Raw genomic sequence first — 20303 nt, forward strand, 5'->3', positions numbered from 1 at the left:
CGACGTTTCATATATCCGCAAGCCGAGTTTGCCTGGAGAGAACGCATGACCGACGCAACACCCCTTGTTACCATCGTTGACGACGACGAAGGGATGCGGGAAAGCGTCGGCGAAATCCTCAGGTCCGTTGGGATCGCTTCGGTCGGGTTTGGCTCTACCGCCGAACTTTTGGCCGCGGCCGTGCCCGATCGCCCCGGATGCTTGGTTCTCGATGTGCGGCTGCCCGGGCTCAGCGGTCTGGAGTTACAGACCAAACTCGCGGCAGCCGGTAATCGGAAGCCGATCATTTTCATGACCGGGTATGGGGACGTCCCGATGACTGTCCGAGCGATGAAAGCGGGAGCGCTTGATTTTCTGCAGAAGCCATTCCGGGATCAGGATATCATTGATGCCGTGACTGTTGCGATCGAGAAAGACCGCGAGCAACGTTCGCAATGGACCGCAACGGTGGAAATAGCCGAGCTTGCCGCCACACTCACGCCGCGCGAGACTCAGGTCATGAATGCCGTTGTGCGAGGTCTACTAAACAAACAAATCGCCCATGAGCTGCAACTGAGCGAAATCACCGTCAAAATCCACCGCGGCAACGTCATGCGCAAGATGAAGTCGGGCTCGGTCGCAGACCTGGTCCGTAAGGCGGAGCTGCTGAGAGCCGGCTGACGCAACCAAATCTCACCAGAGACATTCGTACCTTTAGCCTGCTGGTCGGGCCTGTTTATGATCGTTTCGGCATATGGCCATACGATCGTATAACTATCGCGAGGCCACCGACGGGCTATTTACAGCTATGACTGAACGTGTTGCGGAAAGGACGGCGCCGGTGTACCTCGGCAAAAAAACCATTGCTATCGTTGATGACGACGAGGCGCTGCTTGAGGCCACGTCCGGGTTCCTCGAGGCAATGGGTTACGATGTCCTTGCCTTTGGATCTGGAGAGGCGTTTTTGGAATCTCCCGACATGGAGCGCGTTGATGTCCTCTTAACCGACATCAATATGCCTGGCATGAGTGGTCTTGATCTGCAAAATGTTGTTCGCGCCCAGCATCCCCGAATTCCGGTCGTCATGATGACAGCATTACGGGACGACATGTTGCGGCAACGCGCTATAACGAGCGGAGCCAGGGAGCTCCTTCAAAAACCAATACTCGCCGATGATCTCATTCGCTGCCTTGAGGGCGCCTGAGAGGCAGCGCGCCCCTAGCTCCAGTCCTTGGGTCGAGAACAAGTACCTGTAGACCACGCCCATCTATAACAAAAAACCTGTAAGCGCCGGCATAGGCGATTACAGGTTTGTCGGTCGTTCAGCCGTGAGACCAAGCGTCGCCGCGGACACGCCGGCAGCGACGGCTGTCGATATGTTTCAGTGAAGGGTGTGGTTCGCTTCCGCCCGCTGAGGCTTTCGCCATGCGTTTGGCGTCGTCCCGAAGGTGCGGCGAAAAACCTTGCAAAGATGAGCTTGATCCGACATTCCGCAATCCAGGGCAATCTGGCTGAGGGAAGCGTCTGTCTGCGCCATTAATTGCTTAGCGAAAGCCATCCGGCGACCGAGAACATAGTCGTAAGGCGACTGGCCGGCCGTTGCCCGAAAAGCACGAGAAAAGTGACTGCAGCTCAAGCGGGCAAGACCCGCGAGTTCCTCGATCCGGATCGTTTCAGAAAGATTCTCTTCGATGAACTTCAACACCTTCTTGTACTGCCACGGGGCGAGCCCGCCACGAACAACTTCGGTGCTCGCATCTGGGAAGAAGGCGGGCATCTTGGCGATGTCGGCATCCACAGCCGATGGGTGAACACCGGTGGCGATGCCGGGGCGCACGGCGTCGGCATTGATTGTCCAAGATATGTTTGCGGCAGCGATCATCTCGTTAACTCCTTGGTTAAGCTCAATGATCTCACCTTGCCGAATGCACCTTGATTTGGCGATTGAACTCAGGTTGGCGCGACCCCAAACCTTTGGATGGGGTGCCGCTGCCAAGGATGTTAGTCACTATTTTCGATAGGTTGAATCAGCCCAATCGAACCGGGAGACCGCGAATTCTGAGGCAATGCAATATCTCCTTGGGCTGACAGGAATATCTCCGAGCGATGCAACTTTGACGACGACAACAATATGGCTCACGGGCGCCCGGATGATGCGGGTGTGCCTAAAAGTGGGAACCCTGCTTGACGATCAATTCGATGATTGTGCTCGCCAAGGCGGTCCATCTGCGCCTTACGAGCAATGAATGTATCGTCAAATATCAAGAACTGCGTCCGCTCTAGCTTTCCGGTGACATTTCTTATCGCCCCTGAAAGGAGTTTAAACATGAGCACTGAAAGCACGACCGCCATCATCACTGGCGCATCTTCTGGTATCGGCGCGACCTATGCGGAGCGGCTGGCGAGGCGTGGATACGACGTCATCCTAGTCGCGCGAAACAAGCAAAAGCTGGAGGCCGTCGCCGAGCGTATCCGCAAGTCTCACGATGTAAGGGTAACTGTTTTGACCGCCGATCTTACCAAGGACGCTGATCTCGCTGCGCTCGAGGCGCGCTTCTCAGGCGACGAGAGCATTTCTGTTCTTGTCAACAATGCCGGTTTCGGTGGTGCCGGCACGCTTCTAGAAAGCGACATCGGCAAAATGGCCGAAATGATTGCCACCAACGTCACAGCCCCAACGCGGCTGACTTATGCGGTCGTGCCTGGCATGGTCAAGCGAGGTGGCGGCACGATCATCAATATCGCGTCCATCGTGGCGATCGCTCCGGAGCTACTCAACGGCGTCTATGGCGGCACCAAGGCATATATGCTGGCCTTCACCCAGTCGCTGCAGCATGAGCTTTCCTCCAAGGGCATCCATGCTCAGGCGGTATTGCCGGGCGCCACATCGACCGAATTTTGGGATATTGCGGGCGTCGGCGTCAGCAACCTTCCGAGCGAGTGGCTGATGAGCACTGCGGATCTGGTTGATTCCGCCCTTCTCGGCCTCGACCGCCAGGAAAAGGTGACAATTCCTTCGCTCCAGGACGGTGCGGAATGGGAGGCATATGAGGCCGCGCGTCAGGTTATGTTGCCGCACCTTTCAAACGTTCATCCGGCTCCGCGCTATGCTGGCGCATCCGAACTGGCCGCGTAAGGAGTTTGCCATGACCACGACGACAAACGCGCGCTCGGCCCGTTTCGATCTGGCATCGATCATCGCGAAATTCCCGCAGACGGCCGATACGCTCCTGATAGACGAGTATCTGACCGACACAGCCGCGGCGAGTTCACGCGTATTCCGTGTCTACAGAGGAACGCCCCCGCATTTTCACCGTGGCTGTGACGAGTATCTCTACGTGCTCTCCGGCCGGGGGACCTTCTGGATGGAAGATCCTTCAACTGAGGCGGAATTCAAACCGGGAGATTTGCTCTTCTTCGAAAAGGGCACCGTTCATGCGTTGCCGAAGATCATTGAGGAGCCGGTCGTATTTCTGTCCGTTGACACACCACGCCGCGAGCCGAATGATATCGTCTTCGTCAACAGCGAGGACGGCACGCCTGAGACTTTTATCGCGCAACGGGAGCGTTCGGGGGGCTGACCATGCAACCCGTTCGCATCTGTCTCGGTTGACGCTGGCTCAAAAGATGCCTGAAGGCCCGCCTCGCTCGCTGGGCGGGTCAAAATCCGTCGACCTGACGTCAACCCCCCAACCGTGAACCGTGATGACAGCGTCGGCAAACTGCTGTGGTGCCTCCCAAGGTAAATTGTGCCCACACTCAACGACCCGGTGCTCGTGACGAGCTGTGAACATGGGGGCATGATCCGCCGTTCCGCGGGGTTTCAACGGGTCTTGCGTCCCGTCAATGGTGATCGAAGGAACGGTGATGGGTGGTTTGCTGGCTAGTCGTGTTTCCAGGTCAACAAGCGCTGGGTCACCCGGTTCAGTTCCGAAATCGAAACGGTAGGAGTGGATGACCACATCAACGAAATCAGGGTTGTCGAACGAAGCTGCGGTCCTTTCGAACGTTTCGTCGTCGAAAGCCCATGTCGGCGACCACTGCTTCCAGAGTATCTTGCACAAATCGCGGCGGTGGAGAGACAGGCATTCCCTACCGCGCTCATGCTGGAATAGGTGCTGATACCAGACTGCCTGTTCGAGGCTGGGCTGATAGGCATGGCCAAGACGCTTTACATCGATGATATCGTAGCCAGCATAGGACACCAGTCCAGCCACTCTAGCCGGCCACAACGCTGATGCGACACAAGAGGCAAGACCGCCCCAGTCGTAACCCGCCAAGACCGCCTTTTCGATGCCAAGAGCATCCAGCAGGTCGATGACATCCTTTCCAAGTGCGGCTTGTTGACCACTGCGCATTGATGAGCGCGATAGGAAGCGCGTTGGACCAAAGCCGCGCAGGTAAGGGACGATCACTCGCGCTCCTGCGTCTGCCAGGCGAGGAGCAACCTCGTCATAAGCGTGAATGTCATATGGAAATCCATGGCTCAGCACCACAGGCCAGCCTTCCGGAGAACCATGTTCGAAATACGCGATTTCCAGCGTGCCGGTTTCGACTGTTAGCATGAAGATCCTCTTTCTCGAATTTGTCGGAGGCAATCTCTGATCGAGCGCCCGTTGGGGCTATCGCGCAAATTCCGTCGAGCAAGCTCCCGGAAGGCGGGTGCGGAGGCCCTTATTGAAGTTGTTGTTCGGCTATGGTGGCGAAATAAGAGGCCCCCAATGGCAGCGCCTCGTCATTGAAATCATACCACGCGCTGTGGAGGATGCGGCCATCATGATCCGGTCCATTTCCAATCCATCCATAGCATCCGGGTCGATCTTCAAGCATGAAGGCGAAGTCCTCGACGATCATCGTCTGCGACGGGTTTGTTTCTACTTTGGCGAATACCGATAGCCCTGCGGCCTTGGCTGACCGGGCCGCAGCTTCGGAATTGACCAGCGTTGGATATTGCTGGGTATAGGACACCTCGCACTCGGCGCCTGTCGATGATGCAATACCTTCCACGATGCGGTGGATTGCTGGCTCGGCTGCCGCACGTGCTTGGGGGGAGAAGGCCCTTACCGTGCCTCGAATGGTAACTGTATTGGGCAAAACATTGTAGGCATCTCCACCATGAATCTGCGTGGCGCTCACAACAAGGGCGTCAAGGGGGTCGATGTTTCGAGCAGTAACCTGCTGAAGCGCTACAAGGACGTGCCCCGCTGTTAGAACGACATCGACTCCCTTGTGAGGTTGCGCTGCGTGCATTCCCTTTGACGACAGCACAATTTCGAAACTGTCGCCCGATGCCATCATGGGGCCCGCCTTTACTGCAAAGCATCCGACATCCATGCCCGGCCAGTTGTGCAACCCATATAGCTCGTCGCATGGAAAGCGTTCGAACAGCCCTTCACGGATCATCCGCGCCGCGCCGCCATCTGCCCCTCCCATTTCCTCAGCCGGTTGAAAGATGAAAACCACACGGCCGGAAAAATTCCGGGTCTCTGCAAGATAGCGGGCCGCACCCAGAAGCATCGCTGTATGCCCATCGTGGCCGCATGCGTGCATGACGCCTTTGTTCACCGAACGGTGGGCAAAATCGTTACGTTCCTCTATCGCGAGGGCATCCATGTCGGCGCGCAAGCCGATGGAGCGTTCGCCACCCCGGTCTCCGTAGAGGACGCCGACGACGCCAGTTCCGCCAACGCGTTCCGTGACGTCGATCCCAAAGGAGCGGAGCTTGTGAGCCACGAAGCTTGCTGTTTGAAATTCCTGGTAAGACAGTTCCGGGTTAGCATGAAGATGGCGCCGCCACGTCACCATCTCGTCATGAATGTCGGCGATCCTGTTGATGATGGGCACGATCAGTACTCCAAATTTTGAATGTCGTGATACGCAAGCTGGAGATGTTTCGTCAGATGAAGAATGGCACCGTCCATATCCCCGTTGCGACAGGCCTCAAGCAGCTCACGATGTTCGGCAGCCGATTTCTCCGATCGGATAACGATGGATTTTGCAATCGCCTCCGCGAACGCGGACGCTCTGTTGAGCTGCTCGATGGTCCTCATGAGCGTTGGCCGGTCCGAGGGCCGGTAGAGCGCATGATGGAATTCCCAGTTCCGCTGCGAGAGCCTGTGAGGGTCTCTTTCTGTATCAGCGGCATCGAGCGCCATTTCTGCCCTGGCAAAATCTAGCTTGGTGTGGTGCGCGACGGCAGATTTGAGCGCCAGCGGTTCCAGCAACAGGCGCATATCAAACAGATCGCGCACCATGTTCGGATCGGGTCGGGCGACACGCGCTCCCTTGAAGCCAACCGTCTCGACCAATCCCTCCTCGGCGAGAGACTGAAGCGCATGCCGAAGGGGTGTGCGGCTGACTTTCAGGCGCTCCGATAGCGCCTCCTGTCTTAAGGGCTGACCAGGGCGGTACGTCCCGTCAAGAATGAGGGTTCTGATCTGTTCAGCGGCGACGTGCACTTGAGTCTTTTCTGTATACGTTTCCATAATTGTATCCAATTATGCAAACGCCGCGCTGTCAAGTGGTGGCGCATTTGTGTAGTCGAAAGAGATACTTGATCGTTCTTCTTGCTGCAGGGTGGTTTAGGCGCTGGTCGATGGGACGACCCGGTCGGCTTACCGGCCTTATCACTGCGGACGGAAACCTGAGTGAGTCCGAAGCAGGTGCTTTCCCTCAGAATCTTGACGTCCAGTCCGCAGATAAATGTACTGAAATCTGCTTGCCGCGACGATCCTCCCACCGTAGGACCCCGGCCAGTCAAGGCAGGACAAAGTCAAACCCAGCTAGATTTCCGTGAAATGGCTCCGCCGCGCGCCTTTCTAAGAGGCGCGCAACGGACAAGTCAGCGCTCTATCACGCGGCCTCGATTTCGTCGGCGAGCTGCGGGCGCGCCAGAAGGTCGTAGTTGGCAGCCGTTGTGGCGTCAGCCTTAGGGTTATCGATTGCGCCGTCGAAGCGACCAACAACCTTGCCGCCACTGATAAGAGCCGGGGAGTCATGGCTAATAAAAAGGAAGCGAGTGCCGGACAGCGCACGCTTGATTGCCTTCTTCTCCTGCAACGTGGACATAGCGTGGTTGCCCGTGATTGTCGGCTCGTGCGCTGCCTGATCTAGGATTGGGGTGATCAACTGGTCTCCCAGATGGTAGGCGATGTCACCTGCGATGTTCGCCAGACCCTCGTCAGTCTCGACGAGAATTGAGATGGAACCCGGCGTATGCCCACCCGACAGGCGTACCGCGACGCCCGGAATGATTTCCTCTTCGAAGGTGCCATCGACGTCAAACAGACGAAGCGCGCCGCGGGTATGCAGCCTGTCGATAAGATGCTTCGTCTCGATCGCCGTGTACATACCAGGACCCATCAGACCAGAAGCGGCGAACTCGAGTTCCCGCCGCGACATCATAACGGTCGTTGACATCGGGAAGAGGTAGTCCTGACCCGAATGATCGATATGCACGTGCGTATGGATCACGTGACGAATGTCCTTCATATTCAAACCATGTTGGGCGAGATGATGTTCGATGGTCATCTGCTTGGTTCTTTCGTGAATCATGCCGAAGGCCGCATACTGCTCTGAGTTCCTCGATCCGGTATCGACGAGAAGTGGCTCCTCACCGCCGGTGATCAAAAACCCTAAGGTGGGAATCGTCGTTAGAACTCCGGGGTTTCGAAACAGCACGAGACCGCTCGAGTCCATGGTGATGTTGCCGTAGTTGATTGGATGAATCTTGAGGGGCATAGCATTCTCCTTCAGTTGCGAGATATTTTGAACCAAATGGTTCAATATGGTCGTACGTTTCACGGAAAGCAGGATGAGGTTTTCCGATGGGACACGGCCTAAGGCCGTCACATTCAGGCCCGTTGAGAGTTTAAGGACTTGATCTGGACAGCCGGGGTCCGAGGAAGTCTGACGACCAGGGCGATGACAATCGCGCACAGTCCGACCATGACCGCGGCTCCGATTAGAGCGGCCACCGCCATGCTGAGCTCGGTGGCCACTTTGCCCAGCGCGACTGCCAGAAGTCCGGTAAACAGATAGGCGAACAGATAAAGGGCCGACATAACGCCACCTCGAACATTTTCCGGGGTCACCGGGTTGATGATGGCGAGACCGCCGTAGACCATCAAGGCGTAGCCCACGCCGGAAATGGACGTCGCGGGGATGAAGAAGACGAGCGTGTGTTGAGCAATCGCCGCCGAGAGAAACAACATCCCGACGATCGACGCCACCGAACCCCAGACCACAGCCTTGATTCCGGTCAGACGGCGAGCAAACAGACCTGCGATACCTAAAGAAATCGCAAAAAGGGCGAGAACGGATCCGTTGACGAATATATTCGACGACTGGACGAGTTCCTTGGCGATCTGGGCTCCAAGCGAGGTGATGATGACACCATGGGTATAAGCGGTCATGACGGCGAGGGAAGAAGCCATGAAGGCGGTTCGGATTTCCGGCTGGACGCCCGGAATTTTGGGGTGCCAGCGGCCGGTGTTTGCGCGCCGGTTTTCCGGCAGATACCAGCTAACCGCAAAAAGTGCGAGCAGTAGAACAAAAAGGACTATGAAAGTGAGGCGACTCGGAAGCGGGGCATACTGCACCAGGAAGCCGCCCACGGTGAGTGCACAGGAAAAGCCGATAGCCTGAGCAATGATCGTGGTCGAGCTAGCCCTTGTTACTCCACCGGAGCCCGCGAATTCCTGGAGAACCGCAGTAGAAGGTCCAGCCGAAAGCCCAACGCCGATGCCCATGAAAACGCGGCCGATGAAGAGCGCCGCAACATTCGGTGCGATCACAAAGAGGAACACTCCGATGATGGACGACCCGAGACCGAGCAGCATCGTGGTCCGTCTTCCAATGAAATCGGACAGGTCGCCAAATAGGATCAGCATCGCGACGACCACTATAGGGTAGATTGCGAAGATCGCGGTCGTCACCGTAGGCGTGAGATTCCACTCATGAGCGTACAGTGGATAGACCATGGCAGGGGCCGCGCTCGTCCAAAGGGTGTGCGCGACAATGCCCGCGGAAACCCAAAAGCTCAAAGGTGTTGAAAGACTTCGCGGCATCTCACGCACTCCTGCCTCTTAACAGCTAACAGTTTTGAACCGAACAGTTCAAAACTAAGCTCCGCTACCTGCTCCGTCAAGGGGTTTTGAACCGTTTGGTTCTTTTTCTTCCACGCTGGGGAGGCTTGGGTTCCGTGCGAGGCAATCTGGCAGGCTAAGCCAATTGAAGATTGTACAATGGAACCATGGCCTTCAGCTGCCCGCAACGCGTTAAGGGGGAAGCAGGCCCATAGACGGGCGAGAAGGCGAGACGCACAAAGTCTTTTGAGAAGGCAGGTTGGAAGTGCCGTGGAATGGCGGCACAAGGATCGAGGGCCCGCCAATCAGGCCCGTGCGGGCGCGGTCCGTGGAGCGGCGATTCTCGCAAGAAATCCGCGCTGTCAGGCCGCGGTGCGACTGCTGGAGGCGCTGCTTCGAAGAAGCCGCATAAACGCTTGGACACGATTGCGGTGAGCCTCGACGTCGGCGTTAAGGTTCGCGTCGATGCAGATTCCAGAAAAGAAGGTCCAGATCAGATCGCAGACGTCGTTCACTTGATCTTGGGGAAACTCCGCTTCCACGTTGTTGCGGATAGCAGCCATACGCGTTTCGTTGAAATCTGAAATCAATCGAACCGCAGCATCCGGTAGTAAGGCAATATCGCGTGTTGAATTAACCGAAAGGCATCCGGCGTAGTTCCCAGAGAAGGCCGGCGCCAACGAAAGAAATTGCTCTATGTTGCCCAGTCCAAGTGGCGTCTTCGCAAGGATGCGCAAAGCGGGCCCCGTCTCAAGATATCGCCTTAGGGCTTCAACGAACATGTCGTCCTTATTCTCGAACTCGGAATAGAGGCCGGATTTGTTCACCCCAGTCGCAGCTTCTAGCTGCTGAACATTCGTTCCAGCGAGTCCATAACGCCAGAAAACGGGTATCGCTTTATCGAGAACTGTCTCCCGATTGAATTTTTTAGGTCTAGCCATGCTCGAAATATGGCATTATGAACCGAACAGTTCAATACCCATTTAGACCAACGCGGTTGCTTGGCTCATAAACTTCAGTCGCTCTCGACTGGAACAGCTAGTCCACCGCCATTCTGCACCGCTCTTGATGTTTGGATACCATCTCCGGCGGCCGAGGGTTCAATATGGTTCAAGAGAGCGTTGGTGCACGGATCGTTCAGCGGTCATGGTGTAGCCGAGCGGTGGTTGAACTATCGGGTCTGTCAGCTTTATGCCCTTCAAACACAATGCCGGCCGCCACCATCGCATCGGTAAGATGAAGTTCAAAGTGACCAATTGGTCGGAGTGTGAGGCGGGCCTTCGCCGACGCGGCAGCCTGACGCTGTGGATGATCGCGGAAGCTTTGTCGCAGTGGCAAGCGCCGAAGCGCACGACCCGCGGCGGTCAGCCGCGTTACTCTGATCTAGCGATCGAGACCGCACTGACGCTGGGACTGGTGTTCGGCCTGCGTCTCCGTCAGACAGAGGGATTGCTAATATCGGTGCTGCAACTGATGGGGTTGGCTCTCAGCGTGCCCGATCATACCACGCTCAGCCGGCGCGCAGGCACACGACGATCGCCTGACACACGGCAAGGTCGCGGGATTCCAGGAGAAGGGCCGGTGAACGTTCTCATCGATAGCACTGGGCTCGAAGTCTACGGCGCCGGCCAGTGGCAGGAGGAAAAGCAGGGCGTCAGGTCGCGGCGAAGCTGGCGCAAACTGCATCTGGCACCGGATGCCGACAGCGGCGAGATCATCGCCCACATCATGACTGACCAGGATACGGGCGATGCCTCGCAGGTGGAGCCGCTGCTCGACCAGGTCGACATTTCGATCGGTCAGTTTACCGCTGACGGTGCCTTTGACGGGAAACCGACCTACGATGCCGTCAGCAACCATTCCGCCGGCGCTGCGATCGTCGTTCCGCCGCGCCAACGCGGTGGACGGATCGGACACCAGACCCTCCAGTCAACGAAACCGTCATATCGCGGCGATCGCCACGGACGGCCGGATGCGGTGGCAAGCCGACACCGGCTATGGCAAGCGTTCGCTGATCGAGACCGCGATCGGCAGATACAAGTCGATCATCGGTCACCGCCTGCGGACACGATCCTTCGGGGCGCAAAAGACCGAGGTCGCCATCGGCTGCGCCGCCCTCAATCGAATGTTGGCATGTGCACGCCCGAAATCCGTCCGTCGCATGACAGCCACCGCATAGACGAAAACATCAAAGACTGGCGTCCGAAATATTCCGATCCCTGCACCAACGCCGTTGACAACAGGAAGATAGCGACAGGAGCCGGGATCATATATAATCGATTGTCTATAAATTATTACGTATCGTCCATTCTTACGGACTTGCACTGCAAGAGACGCAGCACTCGCTTCGTCGGACGCCAGTTCGATATACCGAGCCGTATCGGTCTAGGACTCAATCGATCGTTATCGAATTGCGCAGCCTCGAGCAGAGATCCGGATTGACTTCAATATGTATCTGCTTTAAACAAATACAAATGCGCGATGGGAGTTCGCGCTGTGGCCCGCGTCGGGAGATCGCGCGCCCGCTCTATTAACGGGAGGAACGGAATGCTGAAGTTCCCACATATGCTCGCAGGCGTGGCGACCGCTGTCGCCTTGATGACGACTGCCGCTGCCGCTCAAGACACGGTTGGTGTGAGCTGGCGTTACTTTCAGGACGAACGCTGGAAAATCGACGAAGCGGCAATGAAGTCCGTGCTCGAAAAGGCCGGAGTTTCCTATGTTGGCATTGATGCGCAGGGCGACCCGCAGAAACAAGCAGGAGACATCGAGAGTCTGATTGCACGTGGGGTCAAGGTGCTTGTCGTCGTAGCTCAGGATGCCAAGGCCATCATTCCTGTTATCGACGAGGCAAAGCGCAGCAATATCGCCGTCATTGCCTACGATGCTCCGATCGACGCCGGCGACGTCCTCTATACAAGCTTCGACAACCTGGCTGTCGGCCGTGTCATGGGCGAGGCTCTCCTGAAAGCTATGCCAAAGGGCAACTACGTTGCGATGGACGGAGACCCTGCCCAGACGATCCAGCAGGTTTTCAAGAGCGGTCAGATGCAGGCGATCCAGCCCGCAATCGACAGAGGCGATATCAAAATCGTTGCCCAGCAGAACGTTGAGCAGTGGAAGCCGGACGTTGCGCAGTCGCTCATGGAACAGGTCCTGACAGCGACGAACAACAAGGTCGATGCAGTGCTTGCGATGAACGACAGCATCGCGAACGGCGTGGCAGCGGCACTCGCGAGCCAGGATCTCCTGGGCAAAGTTGCAATCTCCGGGCAGGACGGCGACAAGAACGTCCTCAACCGTATCGCCAAGGGCGAGCAGACGATGACCGTCTGGAAGGACGCGAACGCACTTGGAACGGTCGCGGCGAAAGCTGCTGTCGAAATCATCAAGGGCACAAAAATCGATGCGGTGGCGGGCGTAAAGCCTGGCAAGACATCAACCGGCGCCTCGCAGCCCGCAATAATTCTCGATCCCATCGCCATTACGCGTGACAACCTCGACCTCGTGGTCAAAGCCGGCTGGATATCGAAGGACGTGCTTTGCAAAGGCGTGACGAAGAACCCGCCAAAAGCCTGCGAATAAACAGTTCCAGCTGGAGTTCTGTCATGACATCTATTCTTCAACCTGCGTCCAGCTCGACGAAGCTTTTCCCCCGACTGCTACAAGCGGTCGGGGGAGGGGGCCGCGACACTCGCCTGGTGGCGATGGTGTGCGTCCTTGCTGTAATTTGGCTTTGCGCAAACATCCTTACCAACGGCGTATTCCTGTCACCGCGAAACCTGTTCAATCTCTCGCTGCAGGTCTCGGTCGTGGCCATCATGGCGTCGGGCATGATCCTGGTCATCGTGACGCGACACATCGACCTCTCGGTCGGATCTCAGGTCGGTTTTCTCGGGGTCCTCGGTGGTCTCGTGCAAAGCAACTGGCTCCCCGACAGCCCGCACGCCTGGTGGATCTCCTGCCTCGTCATGCTGGCGGGCGGTATGCTTATCGGTTTGATCCAGGGCGCACTTGTCGCCTACGCGCGCATACCCTCATTCGTCGTTACGCTGGGAGGCCTGCTCTTCCTGCGCAATGCTGCTTATGAACTGAACGATGGTACCACGATCGCCCCCCTGAGCGCGACGTTCCAGAATCTCGGCGGGGGACAGAACGGAGTTCTTGGGGCCACGCTGAGCTGGGCTGCGGCCGGCGTGGTCACCGCCTATGTCGTCTTCAACCTTGTTCGCAGGTACCAGCGCAAGAAGTCCCTTGGCATACAGAATGCTTTAACGGCATCCGACATTGTTCCGGCGGCACTCTGGTGCGTTTGTGCATTCGGTCTGGTGGCAGTCATGAACAGCTGCTATCGGCCCGGAACGACAGAGTCGATGGGATTGGCCGTCCCCGTTCTTATCCTGATCGCGGTGACGATGCTTATGACGGTCATCGCCAAGAAGCACAGGTTTGGACGCCACGTGTTCGCCGTCGGCGGCGATCCACTCAGCGCGCGGTTGACGGGTATCAACACCCAACGCGTCGTCCTGAAAGTTTTCGTGCTGATGGGTTTCCTGTCCGGATTGGCCTCGATCGTTCTCACGGCTCGACTGAACGCCGCAGCGAGCGGAGCGGGCACGATGATGGAACTCTATGTGATCGCGGCAGCAGTGATCGGAGGGACGTCGCTTGCCGGAGGAGCCGGCACAATTCTCGGCGGCTGCATTGGCGCCTTGATCATGCAAAGTCTTCAAAGCGCAATGGTCCTAATGGGGATTGCGAGCCCGCTGCAGAGCATGGTGCTTGCGGGCGTTCTCGTACTCGCCGTCTGGATCGATACAATGTGGCGCGAAAGGAGGCCATCATGACGACCCCGTTGCTCGAAGCCCGCAACGTCAACAAGGCATTTGGTGGCGTTCACGCCGTCGAGAATGTCAGCGTATCGCTCATGCCGGGCGAAGTCGTCGCGCTACTCGGCCATAATGGTGCTGGCAAATCCACCTTCATCAAGATGCTGTCGGGGGTCTTTCCCGCAGACAGCGGCGAGATCCTGATCGACGGCAAAACGGTTGATATCCGGTCCCCTCATGATGCACAGGAACTGGGGATCGAGACCATCCATCAGACGCTGGCGCTCGCCGATAATCTTGATGCGGTCTCTAACCTTTTCCTCGGTCGGGAGCAGACCGACCGCTTCGGTTTCCTCGACACCGAGGCGATGGAGCACGGGGCACGAAAGACGATCGAGCGCATGCGGTTGAGAATTCCTTCTCTCAACGCGTCAGTCCGATCTATGTCCGGTGGTCAGCGGCAAGCGGTGGCAATCGCCCGCGCACTTCACTTCAACGCGCGTATTCTCATCATGGATGAACCGACTGCCGCCCTTGGACCCGAGGAGACGAAAAACGTCGGCATCTTGATTGAGGAACTCAAAAAGCAGGGTTTGGGTATTTTCCTTATCAGCCATGACATGCACGATGTCTTCGCACTGTCAGACCGGATCACCGTGATGAAATCCGGACGCGTTGTCGGTTCCTATCCGACGCGGGACCTGACACAGGACGACGCGCTCGAAATGATCATCCTTGGCCGCAAGCCGGCTCGCCTTGTCGCGACGGCATGAGGCATACAACCCGGGAATGGAAAGCAATATGACAGTCAAAGCACCAAACTTCAGTCTCGATGGAAAGGTTGCCCTCGTAACGGGCGCGGCGCGCGGCATAGGTCGCGCGATCGCGCTCGCCTGCGCCGCCGCCGGGGCCGATGTGGTCATCGGTGTGCGAAACGTGGAGGCGGTTGCCGACCTTGTTGCGGAACTGAAGACCACTGGCCGCCGCGCCCTCGCCGTCACGATGGACATCTCAAACAGCGGTCAGATCGCCGAAGCGGTTGCCGAAGCTGTCGCGGCGTTTGGAAAAATCGACGTGCTGGTCAATAACGTCGGCGTTGCGCCCGGAAATCTCGCGGAACTCGTCGAGGAAAAAGCGCTTGACCAGATCCTCGATGTCAACATCAAGGGCACCTTCCTCGTCACGCAAACGGTTGCCCGCCATATGATCGAGCGCAAGAGCGGTCGCATCATCAACATCAGTTCACAGGCCGGGACGGTCACGCTGCGCGGTGAAGCCCTGTATTGCATGAGCAAGGCGGCTATCAATCACTTGAGCAGATGCCTGGCGGCCGAGTGGGCGCAATATGGCATCACGGTCAATACCGTCTCGCCCACCTTCATATGGACGGATTCGACCCGCCCAGTCCTTGCCGATCCGGATTTTTACGCGCGCACCGTGGGCCATATTCCGCTCGGACGGATCGGTGATACGGATGACGTTGTCGGAGCCGTGGTCTACCTCGCATCTCCGGCCGCATCCCTTGTGACTGGCGCCAACCTGTTGGTAGACGGCGGATGGTCGATTGCATGACGATGTCCTTCGCTCAAACCTTTGCCTGCACGCTGGCATCTGGTAGTGCGTGGAAGTGTAATTTAAGCAATGATTCGAGTGCATTGCCGGTACCTGACAACAGCTCCTGATCGACAAATGCTGTCAGTGGGAGGAATCTTGACGACGAACAGTGTCTTGAGACACATGAATGCGGTGCGTTGTCTGCGCGTCCTGCGCCGAGACGTTCCTTTGTCGCGCGCAGATATTGCGCGCGAATTGAACGTTACGCGGGCGACCGTCGGCAATTCGATAAAGCAGCTCCTTGCAGAAAATCTCGTTATCGACCTCAACGAAAGCGCCGAGGCCAACGGAGCCGGGCGTCCTGGGGCTCTCGTATCGCTCAATCCGGCCGGCGCCTACTTTATAGGTCTCGACATCTCCTCGGCCGAGATCAACGCGGTCCTGATCGACTTTTCGATGCGCGTGGTTGCCAAGCGGATCGTATCGATTGCCGACCGCTATCACGACCCGAAGCGCGTGATCGAACTGCTCGCCGCCTTGCCGAAGGAATTGGTTGACGTATCGAAGGTCCGGGCATCGAGGGTGCGTGGAGTCTGTATTTCTGCGCCGGGTATCGTGCGCGACGGGAAAATCATTTCCGCCCCCTGGTTGAGCTGGCGAGACGTTGACGTCGTGTCAGCCATGTCGGAAGCGATGAAGCCCTCGCTGCCGCTTCAAATTTGCAATGACGCCGTGGCTCTTGCAAGCGCGGTAGCCGCGGACTCATCGGAAAGCGATCTGAGCGACGTCCTGCTGTTATTGCTTGCGCAGGGTATTGGCAGTGCCCATTTACGGCAGGGACGAGTCGTTGAGGGTGCACACGGACTTGGAGGGGAAGTCGGGCACATGGTGATGGGTGGGCGGCCCCAAATGGCGGCCACACATACGTTCGAAATCCTCGCTGGCTACCAAAGATTTCTGCCCTTCATCGAGAATGATGTCCCAATCCCGGAAGGTCTTGCCAAACTCGTGACCAGGGAAGGATCTCCAGCTCTCGACCAGGCTCTTCATGAATGGGCGTTGGGACTGGCAACCGGCATCCTTAACCTCATTCATATTCTCGATCCAAAAACGATCGTGCTGGGTGGGCCGCTTGCCGTCCTTTACCCAAAGGTGGCGGAGCGCGTCGAGAGCCTCCTCTCTGAAAACCTCGTCCACGGCTTCAACGTGCCTCCTATCTCCGTTGCCCGGTTCGGTGGGGATGGAGCTGCCATTGGCGCTGCCGCTCTTCTTCGCGAGAGCCTCTTCGACCTTCCCGAACTGCCTGCCGTTTAATTCGACGCGGAACGCCAAACGGGTTTGACTTGATATTTGTATTTGTATAATACAAACGCAAATAGCCAGCCAGTGGAGGAAACAGATGCTGAAGCTAATCGACCCCATTCTCTCTCCGGAACTGCTTTACGCTCTCCGAGCGATGGGGCATCGGCACGATATTGCTATCGTCGATGCAAACTTCCCTTGTGATGCCGGCGATGAGCGCCTTATCCGTCTCGACGGCGTTTCCGGACCACGGGCGCTGGAAGCAATCCTCACGATCTTTCCGCTGGAAGAGCAGGAACCGCATGTGGCATGGCGCATGATTGCTGAAGGCGATGCGGCCAAGATCCTGCCCGTTTTCGAAGATTACAGTGCCGGCCTTAAGAAAACGCAGGGCAGGGCGGTTGAACTCACGGCAGTCGAGCCGGATGACTTCAAGGACCGCGTCCGCGCCGCCCATACGGTCGTGGTCACGGGAGAGCGACGCTTCTATGGCAGTGTCATTCTGCGCAAAGGCGTCATTGCACCCGAATAAAACGGAATCCACGCGGTAATCCAGCGTCATCTTGCCCGATCTTTTCGCCTCTTCTTTCGATGCCTTCCTTTTTGATATGGACGGCACGATACTCAACTCTATTGCCGCTGCTGAACGGGTTTGGGGCGCTTGGGCTTGGAAGTTCGGGCTTGATCCAGAAGTGTTTTTACCCACGATCCATGGGCGCAGGGCCTTCGAAACAATTTCTACCCTCGGCCTACCGGATGTCGATCCGCAGGCCGAGGCTGCCGCCATAACACAGGCGGAAATCGATGAAATCAACGGTATAATTGCAATCGGCGGTGCGCAGCATTTTTTGAGCAGCCTCCCATCTCACCGATGGGCCGTCGTGACCTCTGCGCCATCCGCACTGGCCAAAAGACGGATTGCGGCGGCCGGATTGCCGACACCAGCGGTATTCGTAACAGCCGAGGACGTCGAGCGGGGCAAGCCGGCGCCTGATTGCTTCATTCTGGCCGCCGAGCGCCTCTCGGTCGAACCCGCACGTTGTCTGGTCTTCGAGGATGCCGAAGTGGGGATTGCCGCCGCAACCGCGGCAGGTTGTCAGGTCTGCGTCATTACCGAGACGCATAAGCGGCGGATGAAGGTGAACCACCACCAGTTTGAGAATTACGAACGCATCAAACCGAGGCTCGTTAACGGGGCCTTGGGGCTACTGTCATCCTGATCATTGAGCGCGTCCGGCGTCTATTTTCGGGCGGCCGAAGACAAGGTTTTCGTCTACAGACAACATCTGCTTGTGCAGCATTGATGCGCCCCCGATCGCGGGGCCTTCGAGGCCGAGCGACGAGAGTTTTATTTCCGGGATGGGATGCCCTTCGAGGAGATTGCTCGCTACTTTCTCGAGCGTCTCTTCACGGCAAAGGTCGAAAAGTGCTGCGACCGGTCCGCCGAGCACGATCCGCGTGGGATTGAAAATGCTTGTCAGGGTCGCAATTCCTCTTCCGAGATAAAACGACCAATCCTTGAGTGTCGATAGAGCGCTTTTTTCCTGTCGCCTGGCCGCTTCCATGAAAGCAGGAATGTCATCTGCCGAGCCACCGTGAAAGCGGTAGCGCGCAAGCACAGCTTCGCGCCCGATGAAGCTCTCGAACGATCCCGAAACGGTTGCCAGTTCAACGAAACCCTCGTCCCCCAGTATGATGTGGCCAAGCTCACCGGCATAGCCGTCCTGGCCCCGGAGAAGCTGACCGGAATTTATGATCGCCCCGCCGACGCCGGCGTCCAGATAGATGTAGATCTCCGTCTCGCCGCGCTCATCCTTGGACTGGTAGATCTCGGCAATGGCGAAGGCGTTTGCATCGTTTTCGGCAATCAGCAGAGGAATTTCGGGCAAGCGCCGCTGTAATCGCTCCAGGATCGGTTCTTGCCGCCATCCCAAAATGGGCGCTCGCAAAACAGTGCCATTGCGATCGATGACACCAGGGGCGGTCAGGCATAGGCCGCGGATGCGATAATCATTGCCGAGCCTTTGCCTGATGTTCTCAACGACATCCGCCAATCTCTGCACCACAACGTCGGGGCTTGCCTCCAGGAGGCTGAAGTCCGCCGTCGACTGCGCAATGACCGACGCCTCCATGTCGAGAGCGACGACGTTCATGCGACCGACGCCGATATCTGCGCCTATGAACATCCCATAGTTTGGGTTGATACGAACAAACGTCCCGGGCCTGCCCGTGCCAGCGCTTTTGTCATCCTGTGAGTTGTCTTCCACCAGCAGCCCTTCGTCGGCCAGGCTGGCAACGATGCTGCTCGCCGTCGAGCGAACCATGCCCAGCTCTTTGGCGATATTCGCGCGGCTAATCCGGCCATGGCGAAAAACAACATCCAGCGCCCTGACTTCATTAATGTGCCTTACGGCGCGCGGCATGGACATTGATGTTCTCCAATAAAATCAGACTCACAAAAAGAGATGTACAATCAGGGAAGTGACAAGCGCATTCAAGCCCATGGCCAGTCCTGAGAAAAGACCCGCCACCGGATCGACCGAGTAGGCACGAGCGGTGCCAATTCCGTGCGATGCAAGCCCTACGGCGAACCCTCTCGCACTAAAATCGCATATCTTCATCGCGTTCATCAGCGGCGTCACGACGACGGCGCCAGTAATGCCGGCCATGATGACGACGGCTGCGGTCAAGGCCGGATCGCCGTGCAAACCAGACGAGATAGCCATGGCGACCGCGGCCGTGACGGACTTTGGAGCTAGAGAAGCGATGACGGTCTGATCGAAGCCGAAGAAGCGACCCAGATAAATCGTGGAGGTTACCGCCGTCAGACTTCCGACAAACAGCGCCACGACCATCGGAATAAGATTTGCCCTAACCAGATGGAGCTTCTCATAAAGCGGTATACCGAGCGCCACAGTCGCTGGCCCCAGCAGAAAATGAATGAACTGCGCGCCGGCGAAATAGGTCTGGTATCGGATGTGGAAGACGGAAAGCAGGCATGCGATTGTCGCGACCGACAGCAGCACCGGATTGACAAGAGGATTGGCAGGAAGCGCGCTTGCGATCCTGAGCGAGACTATCCAGACAAAGAGCGTCACGGAAAGCCATGAGAGCGGGGATGCTGCGAGGTAAACCCACAAGCCTTCATCCATGGCTTGCGCCCCCGATGAGCCGCTTGATCGCCAGATAGCACCACACGGTGACGATCAACGTCGCAACTGTCGAGACGGCTATCGTCACGAAAAGCGCCAGGCCTCTTTCAGCAAGGAGGTCCAAATGCTGGATGATCCCAACGCCGGCTGGGACAAACAAGACTCCAAAATTAGCCAGTAGCGTATGGGAGGTGGGCACGGTCGGCTGCATCAGTCTGCCGATTGGAGTTCTTCGAAAAGCAATCAGCGCCCCGAATATCAACGCCATACCTATGACCGGCCCCGGTACGAGGCCGTCAAGGTAGTAGGCGATGATTTCGCCAACGAGCTGAAAAATCAGCAGAAACGTAATTCCAACCAGCATTGTTCGGCTCCACAACAAACTCACTTGACTCATAAAC

Annotated in this window: 21 protein-coding genes and 1 pseudogene; 12 read left to right on the forward strand and 10 right to left on the reverse strand. The window is 57.3% G+C overall.

Going from position 1 to position 20303, the window contains the following annotated elements; genetic code table 11:
• Positions 1–45 precede the first annotated feature (45 nt).
• Both DQ393_RS29815 and DQ393_RS29820 read left to right on the forward strand, forming a co-directional pair.
• Complete coding sequence (locus DQ393_RS29815; RefSeq protein ID WP_112345316.1) at positions 46–660, forward strand: response regulator transcription factor; 615 nt, start codon at positions 46–48, stop codon at positions 658–660.
• A gap of 127 nt (positions 661–787) precedes the next feature.
• Positions 788–1183: a response regulator transcription factor gene (locus tag DQ393_RS29820; protein ID WP_245430497.1), complete on the forward strand. Its 396-nt coding sequence runs from the start codon at positions 788–790 to the stop codon at positions 1181–1183.
• Between the two features lie 177 nt (positions 1184–1360).
• Here DQ393_RS29820 and DQ393_RS29825 read toward each other — a convergent pair whose 3' ends face one another.
• The gene (locus tag DQ393_RS29825) at positions 1361–1861 is read right to left on the reverse strand and encodes a helix-turn-helix domain-containing protein (RefSeq protein WP_112345317.1); all 501 of its coding nucleotides are present in this window, start codon (positions 1859–1861) and stop codon (positions 1361–1363) included.
• Between the two features lie 444 nt (positions 1862–2305).
• Here DQ393_RS29825 and DQ393_RS29830 point away from each other — a divergent pair, with 444 nt between their 5' ends.
• Both DQ393_RS29830 and DQ393_RS29835 read left to right on the forward strand, forming a co-directional pair.
• Positions 2306–3115 (forward strand): SDR family NAD(P)-dependent oxidoreductase, encoded by an 810-nt coding sequence (locus DQ393_RS29830; RefSeq protein ID WP_112345318.1) that lies wholly within the window; start codon positions 2306–2308, stop codon positions 3113–3115.
• Positions 3116–3125: 10 nt separating this feature from the next.
• Positions 3126–3560, forward strand: a complete 435-nt coding sequence (locus tag DQ393_RS29835) for a cupin domain-containing protein (RefSeq protein WP_112345319.1) — start codon at positions 3126–3128, stop codon at positions 3558–3560.
• Between the two features lie 39 nt (positions 3561–3599).
• Here DQ393_RS29835 and DQ393_RS29840 read toward each other — a convergent pair whose 3' ends face one another.
• The 6 genes from DQ393_RS29840 to DQ393_RS29865 form a co-directional block, all read right to left on the reverse strand.
• Positions 3600–4544: an alpha/beta fold hydrolase gene (locus DQ393_RS29840; RefSeq protein WP_245430498.1), complete on the reverse strand. Its 945-nt coding sequence runs from the start codon at positions 4542–4544 to the stop codon at positions 3600–3602.
• A gap of 109 nt (positions 4545–4653) precedes the next feature.
• A complete protein-coding gene (locus tag DQ393_RS29845) occupies positions 4654–5823 on the reverse strand; it encodes a M20 aminoacylase family protein (protein ID WP_112345320.1) in 1170 nt (389 codons plus the stop codon).
• 2 nt (positions 5824–5825) lie between these two features.
• Positions 5826–6464, reverse strand: a complete 639-nt coding sequence (locus DQ393_RS29850; protein ID WP_112345321.1) for a GntR family transcriptional regulator — start codon at positions 6462–6464, stop codon at positions 5826–5828.
• Positions 6465–6831: 367 nt separating this feature from the next.
• Positions 6832–7719: an N-acyl homoserine lactonase family protein gene (locus tag DQ393_RS29855; RefSeq protein WP_112345322.1), complete on the reverse strand. Its 888-nt coding sequence runs from the start codon at positions 7717–7719 to the stop codon at positions 6832–6834.
• Positions 7720–7832: 113 nt separating this feature from the next.
• Positions 7833–9047 (reverse strand): MFS transporter, encoded by a 1215-nt coding sequence (locus DQ393_RS29860; RefSeq protein ID WP_112345323.1) that lies wholly within the window; start codon positions 9045–9047, stop codon positions 7833–7835.
• A 380-nt stretch (positions 9048–9427) separates the two neighbouring features.
• On the reverse strand, positions 9428–10006 hold the full coding sequence (locus DQ393_RS29865; protein WP_112345324.1) for a TetR/AcrR family transcriptional regulator: 579 nt from the start codon (positions 10004–10006) through the stop codon (positions 9428–9430).
• Between the two features lie 250 nt (positions 10007–10256).
• Here DQ393_RS29865 and DQ393_RS29870 point away from each other — a divergent pair.
• The 8 genes and pseudogenes from DQ393_RS29870 to DQ393_RS29905 all read left to right on the forward strand — a co-directional run bounded on the left by DQ393_RS29870 (position 10257) and on the right by DQ393_RS29905 (position 17970).
• Positions 10257–11244: pseudogene (locus DQ393_RS29870) on the forward strand (IS5 family transposase).
• 368 nt (positions 11245–11612) lie between these two features.
• On the forward strand, positions 11613–12650 hold the full coding sequence (locus DQ393_RS29875; protein ID WP_112345325.1) for a substrate-binding domain-containing protein: 1038 nt from the start codon (positions 11613–11615) through the stop codon (positions 12648–12650).
• A gap of 23 nt (positions 12651–12673) precedes the next feature.
• On the forward strand, positions 12674–13912 hold the full coding sequence (locus DQ393_RS29880) for a sugar ABC transporter permease (RefSeq protein WP_112345326.1): 1239 nt from the start codon (positions 12674–12676) through the stop codon (positions 13910–13912).
• Complete coding sequence (locus DQ393_RS29885; RefSeq protein ID WP_112345327.1) at positions 13909–14667, forward strand: ATP-binding cassette domain-containing protein; 759 nt, start codon at positions 13909–13911, stop codon at positions 14665–14667. Before DQ393_RS29880 ends, DQ393_RS29885 begins: the two co-directional genes overlap by 4 nt.
• Before the next feature lie 28 nt (positions 14668–14695).
• Positions 14696–15466 carry an SDR family NAD(P)-dependent oxidoreductase gene (locus DQ393_RS29890; protein ID WP_112345328.1) on the forward strand — a complete coding sequence of 257 codons (771 nt, stop codon included), beginning with the start codon at positions 14696–14698 and terminating at the stop codon, positions 15464–15466.
• Between the two features lie 69 nt (positions 15467–15535).
• Positions 15536–16762: an ROK family transcriptional regulator gene (locus DQ393_RS29895; protein ID WP_112345329.1), complete on the forward strand. Its 1227-nt coding sequence runs from the start codon at positions 15536–15538 to the stop codon at positions 16760–16762.
• An 85-nt stretch (positions 16763–16847) separates the two neighbouring features.
• Positions 16848–17282, forward strand: coding sequence for an RbsD/FucU family protein (locus DQ393_RS29900; protein WP_112345330.1), 435 nt, complete (start codon positions 16848–16850; stop codon positions 17280–17282).
• 31 nt (positions 17283–17313) lie between these two features.
• Positions 17314–17970 carry an HAD-IA family hydrolase gene (locus tag DQ393_RS29905; RefSeq protein ID WP_281024057.1) on the forward strand — a complete coding sequence of 219 codons (657 nt, stop codon included), beginning with the start codon at positions 17314–17316 and terminating at the stop codon, positions 17968–17970.
• Here DQ393_RS29905 and DQ393_RS29910 read toward each other — a convergent pair whose 3' ends face one another.
• Genes DQ393_RS29910 through DQ393_RS29920 form a run of 3 tightly spaced genes read right to left on the reverse strand, consistent with a single transcriptional unit; the run spans position 17971 to position 20266 of the window.
• On the reverse strand, positions 17971–19179 hold the full coding sequence (locus DQ393_RS29910) for an ROK family transcriptional regulator (protein WP_112345331.1): 1209 nt from the start codon (positions 19177–19179) through the stop codon (positions 17971–17973).
• Between the two features lie 24 nt (positions 19180–19203).
• Positions 19204–19902: an LrgB family protein gene (locus tag DQ393_RS29915; RefSeq protein ID WP_112345332.1), complete on the reverse strand. Its 699-nt coding sequence runs from the start codon at positions 19900–19902 to the stop codon at positions 19204–19206.
• Complete coding sequence (locus DQ393_RS29920; protein WP_112345333.1) at positions 19895–20266, reverse strand: CidA/LrgA family protein; 372 nt, start codon at positions 20264–20266, stop codon at positions 19895–19897. Before DQ393_RS29920 ends, DQ393_RS29915 begins: the two co-directional genes overlap by 8 nt.
• Positions 20267–20303 lie beyond the last annotated feature (37 nt).

Source organism: Martinezella tropici, assembly GCF_003287875.1.
GTDB classification, from domain to species: Bacteria; Pseudomonadota; Alphaproteobacteria; order Rhizobiales; family Rhizobiaceae; genus Rhizobium; species Rhizobium tropici_C.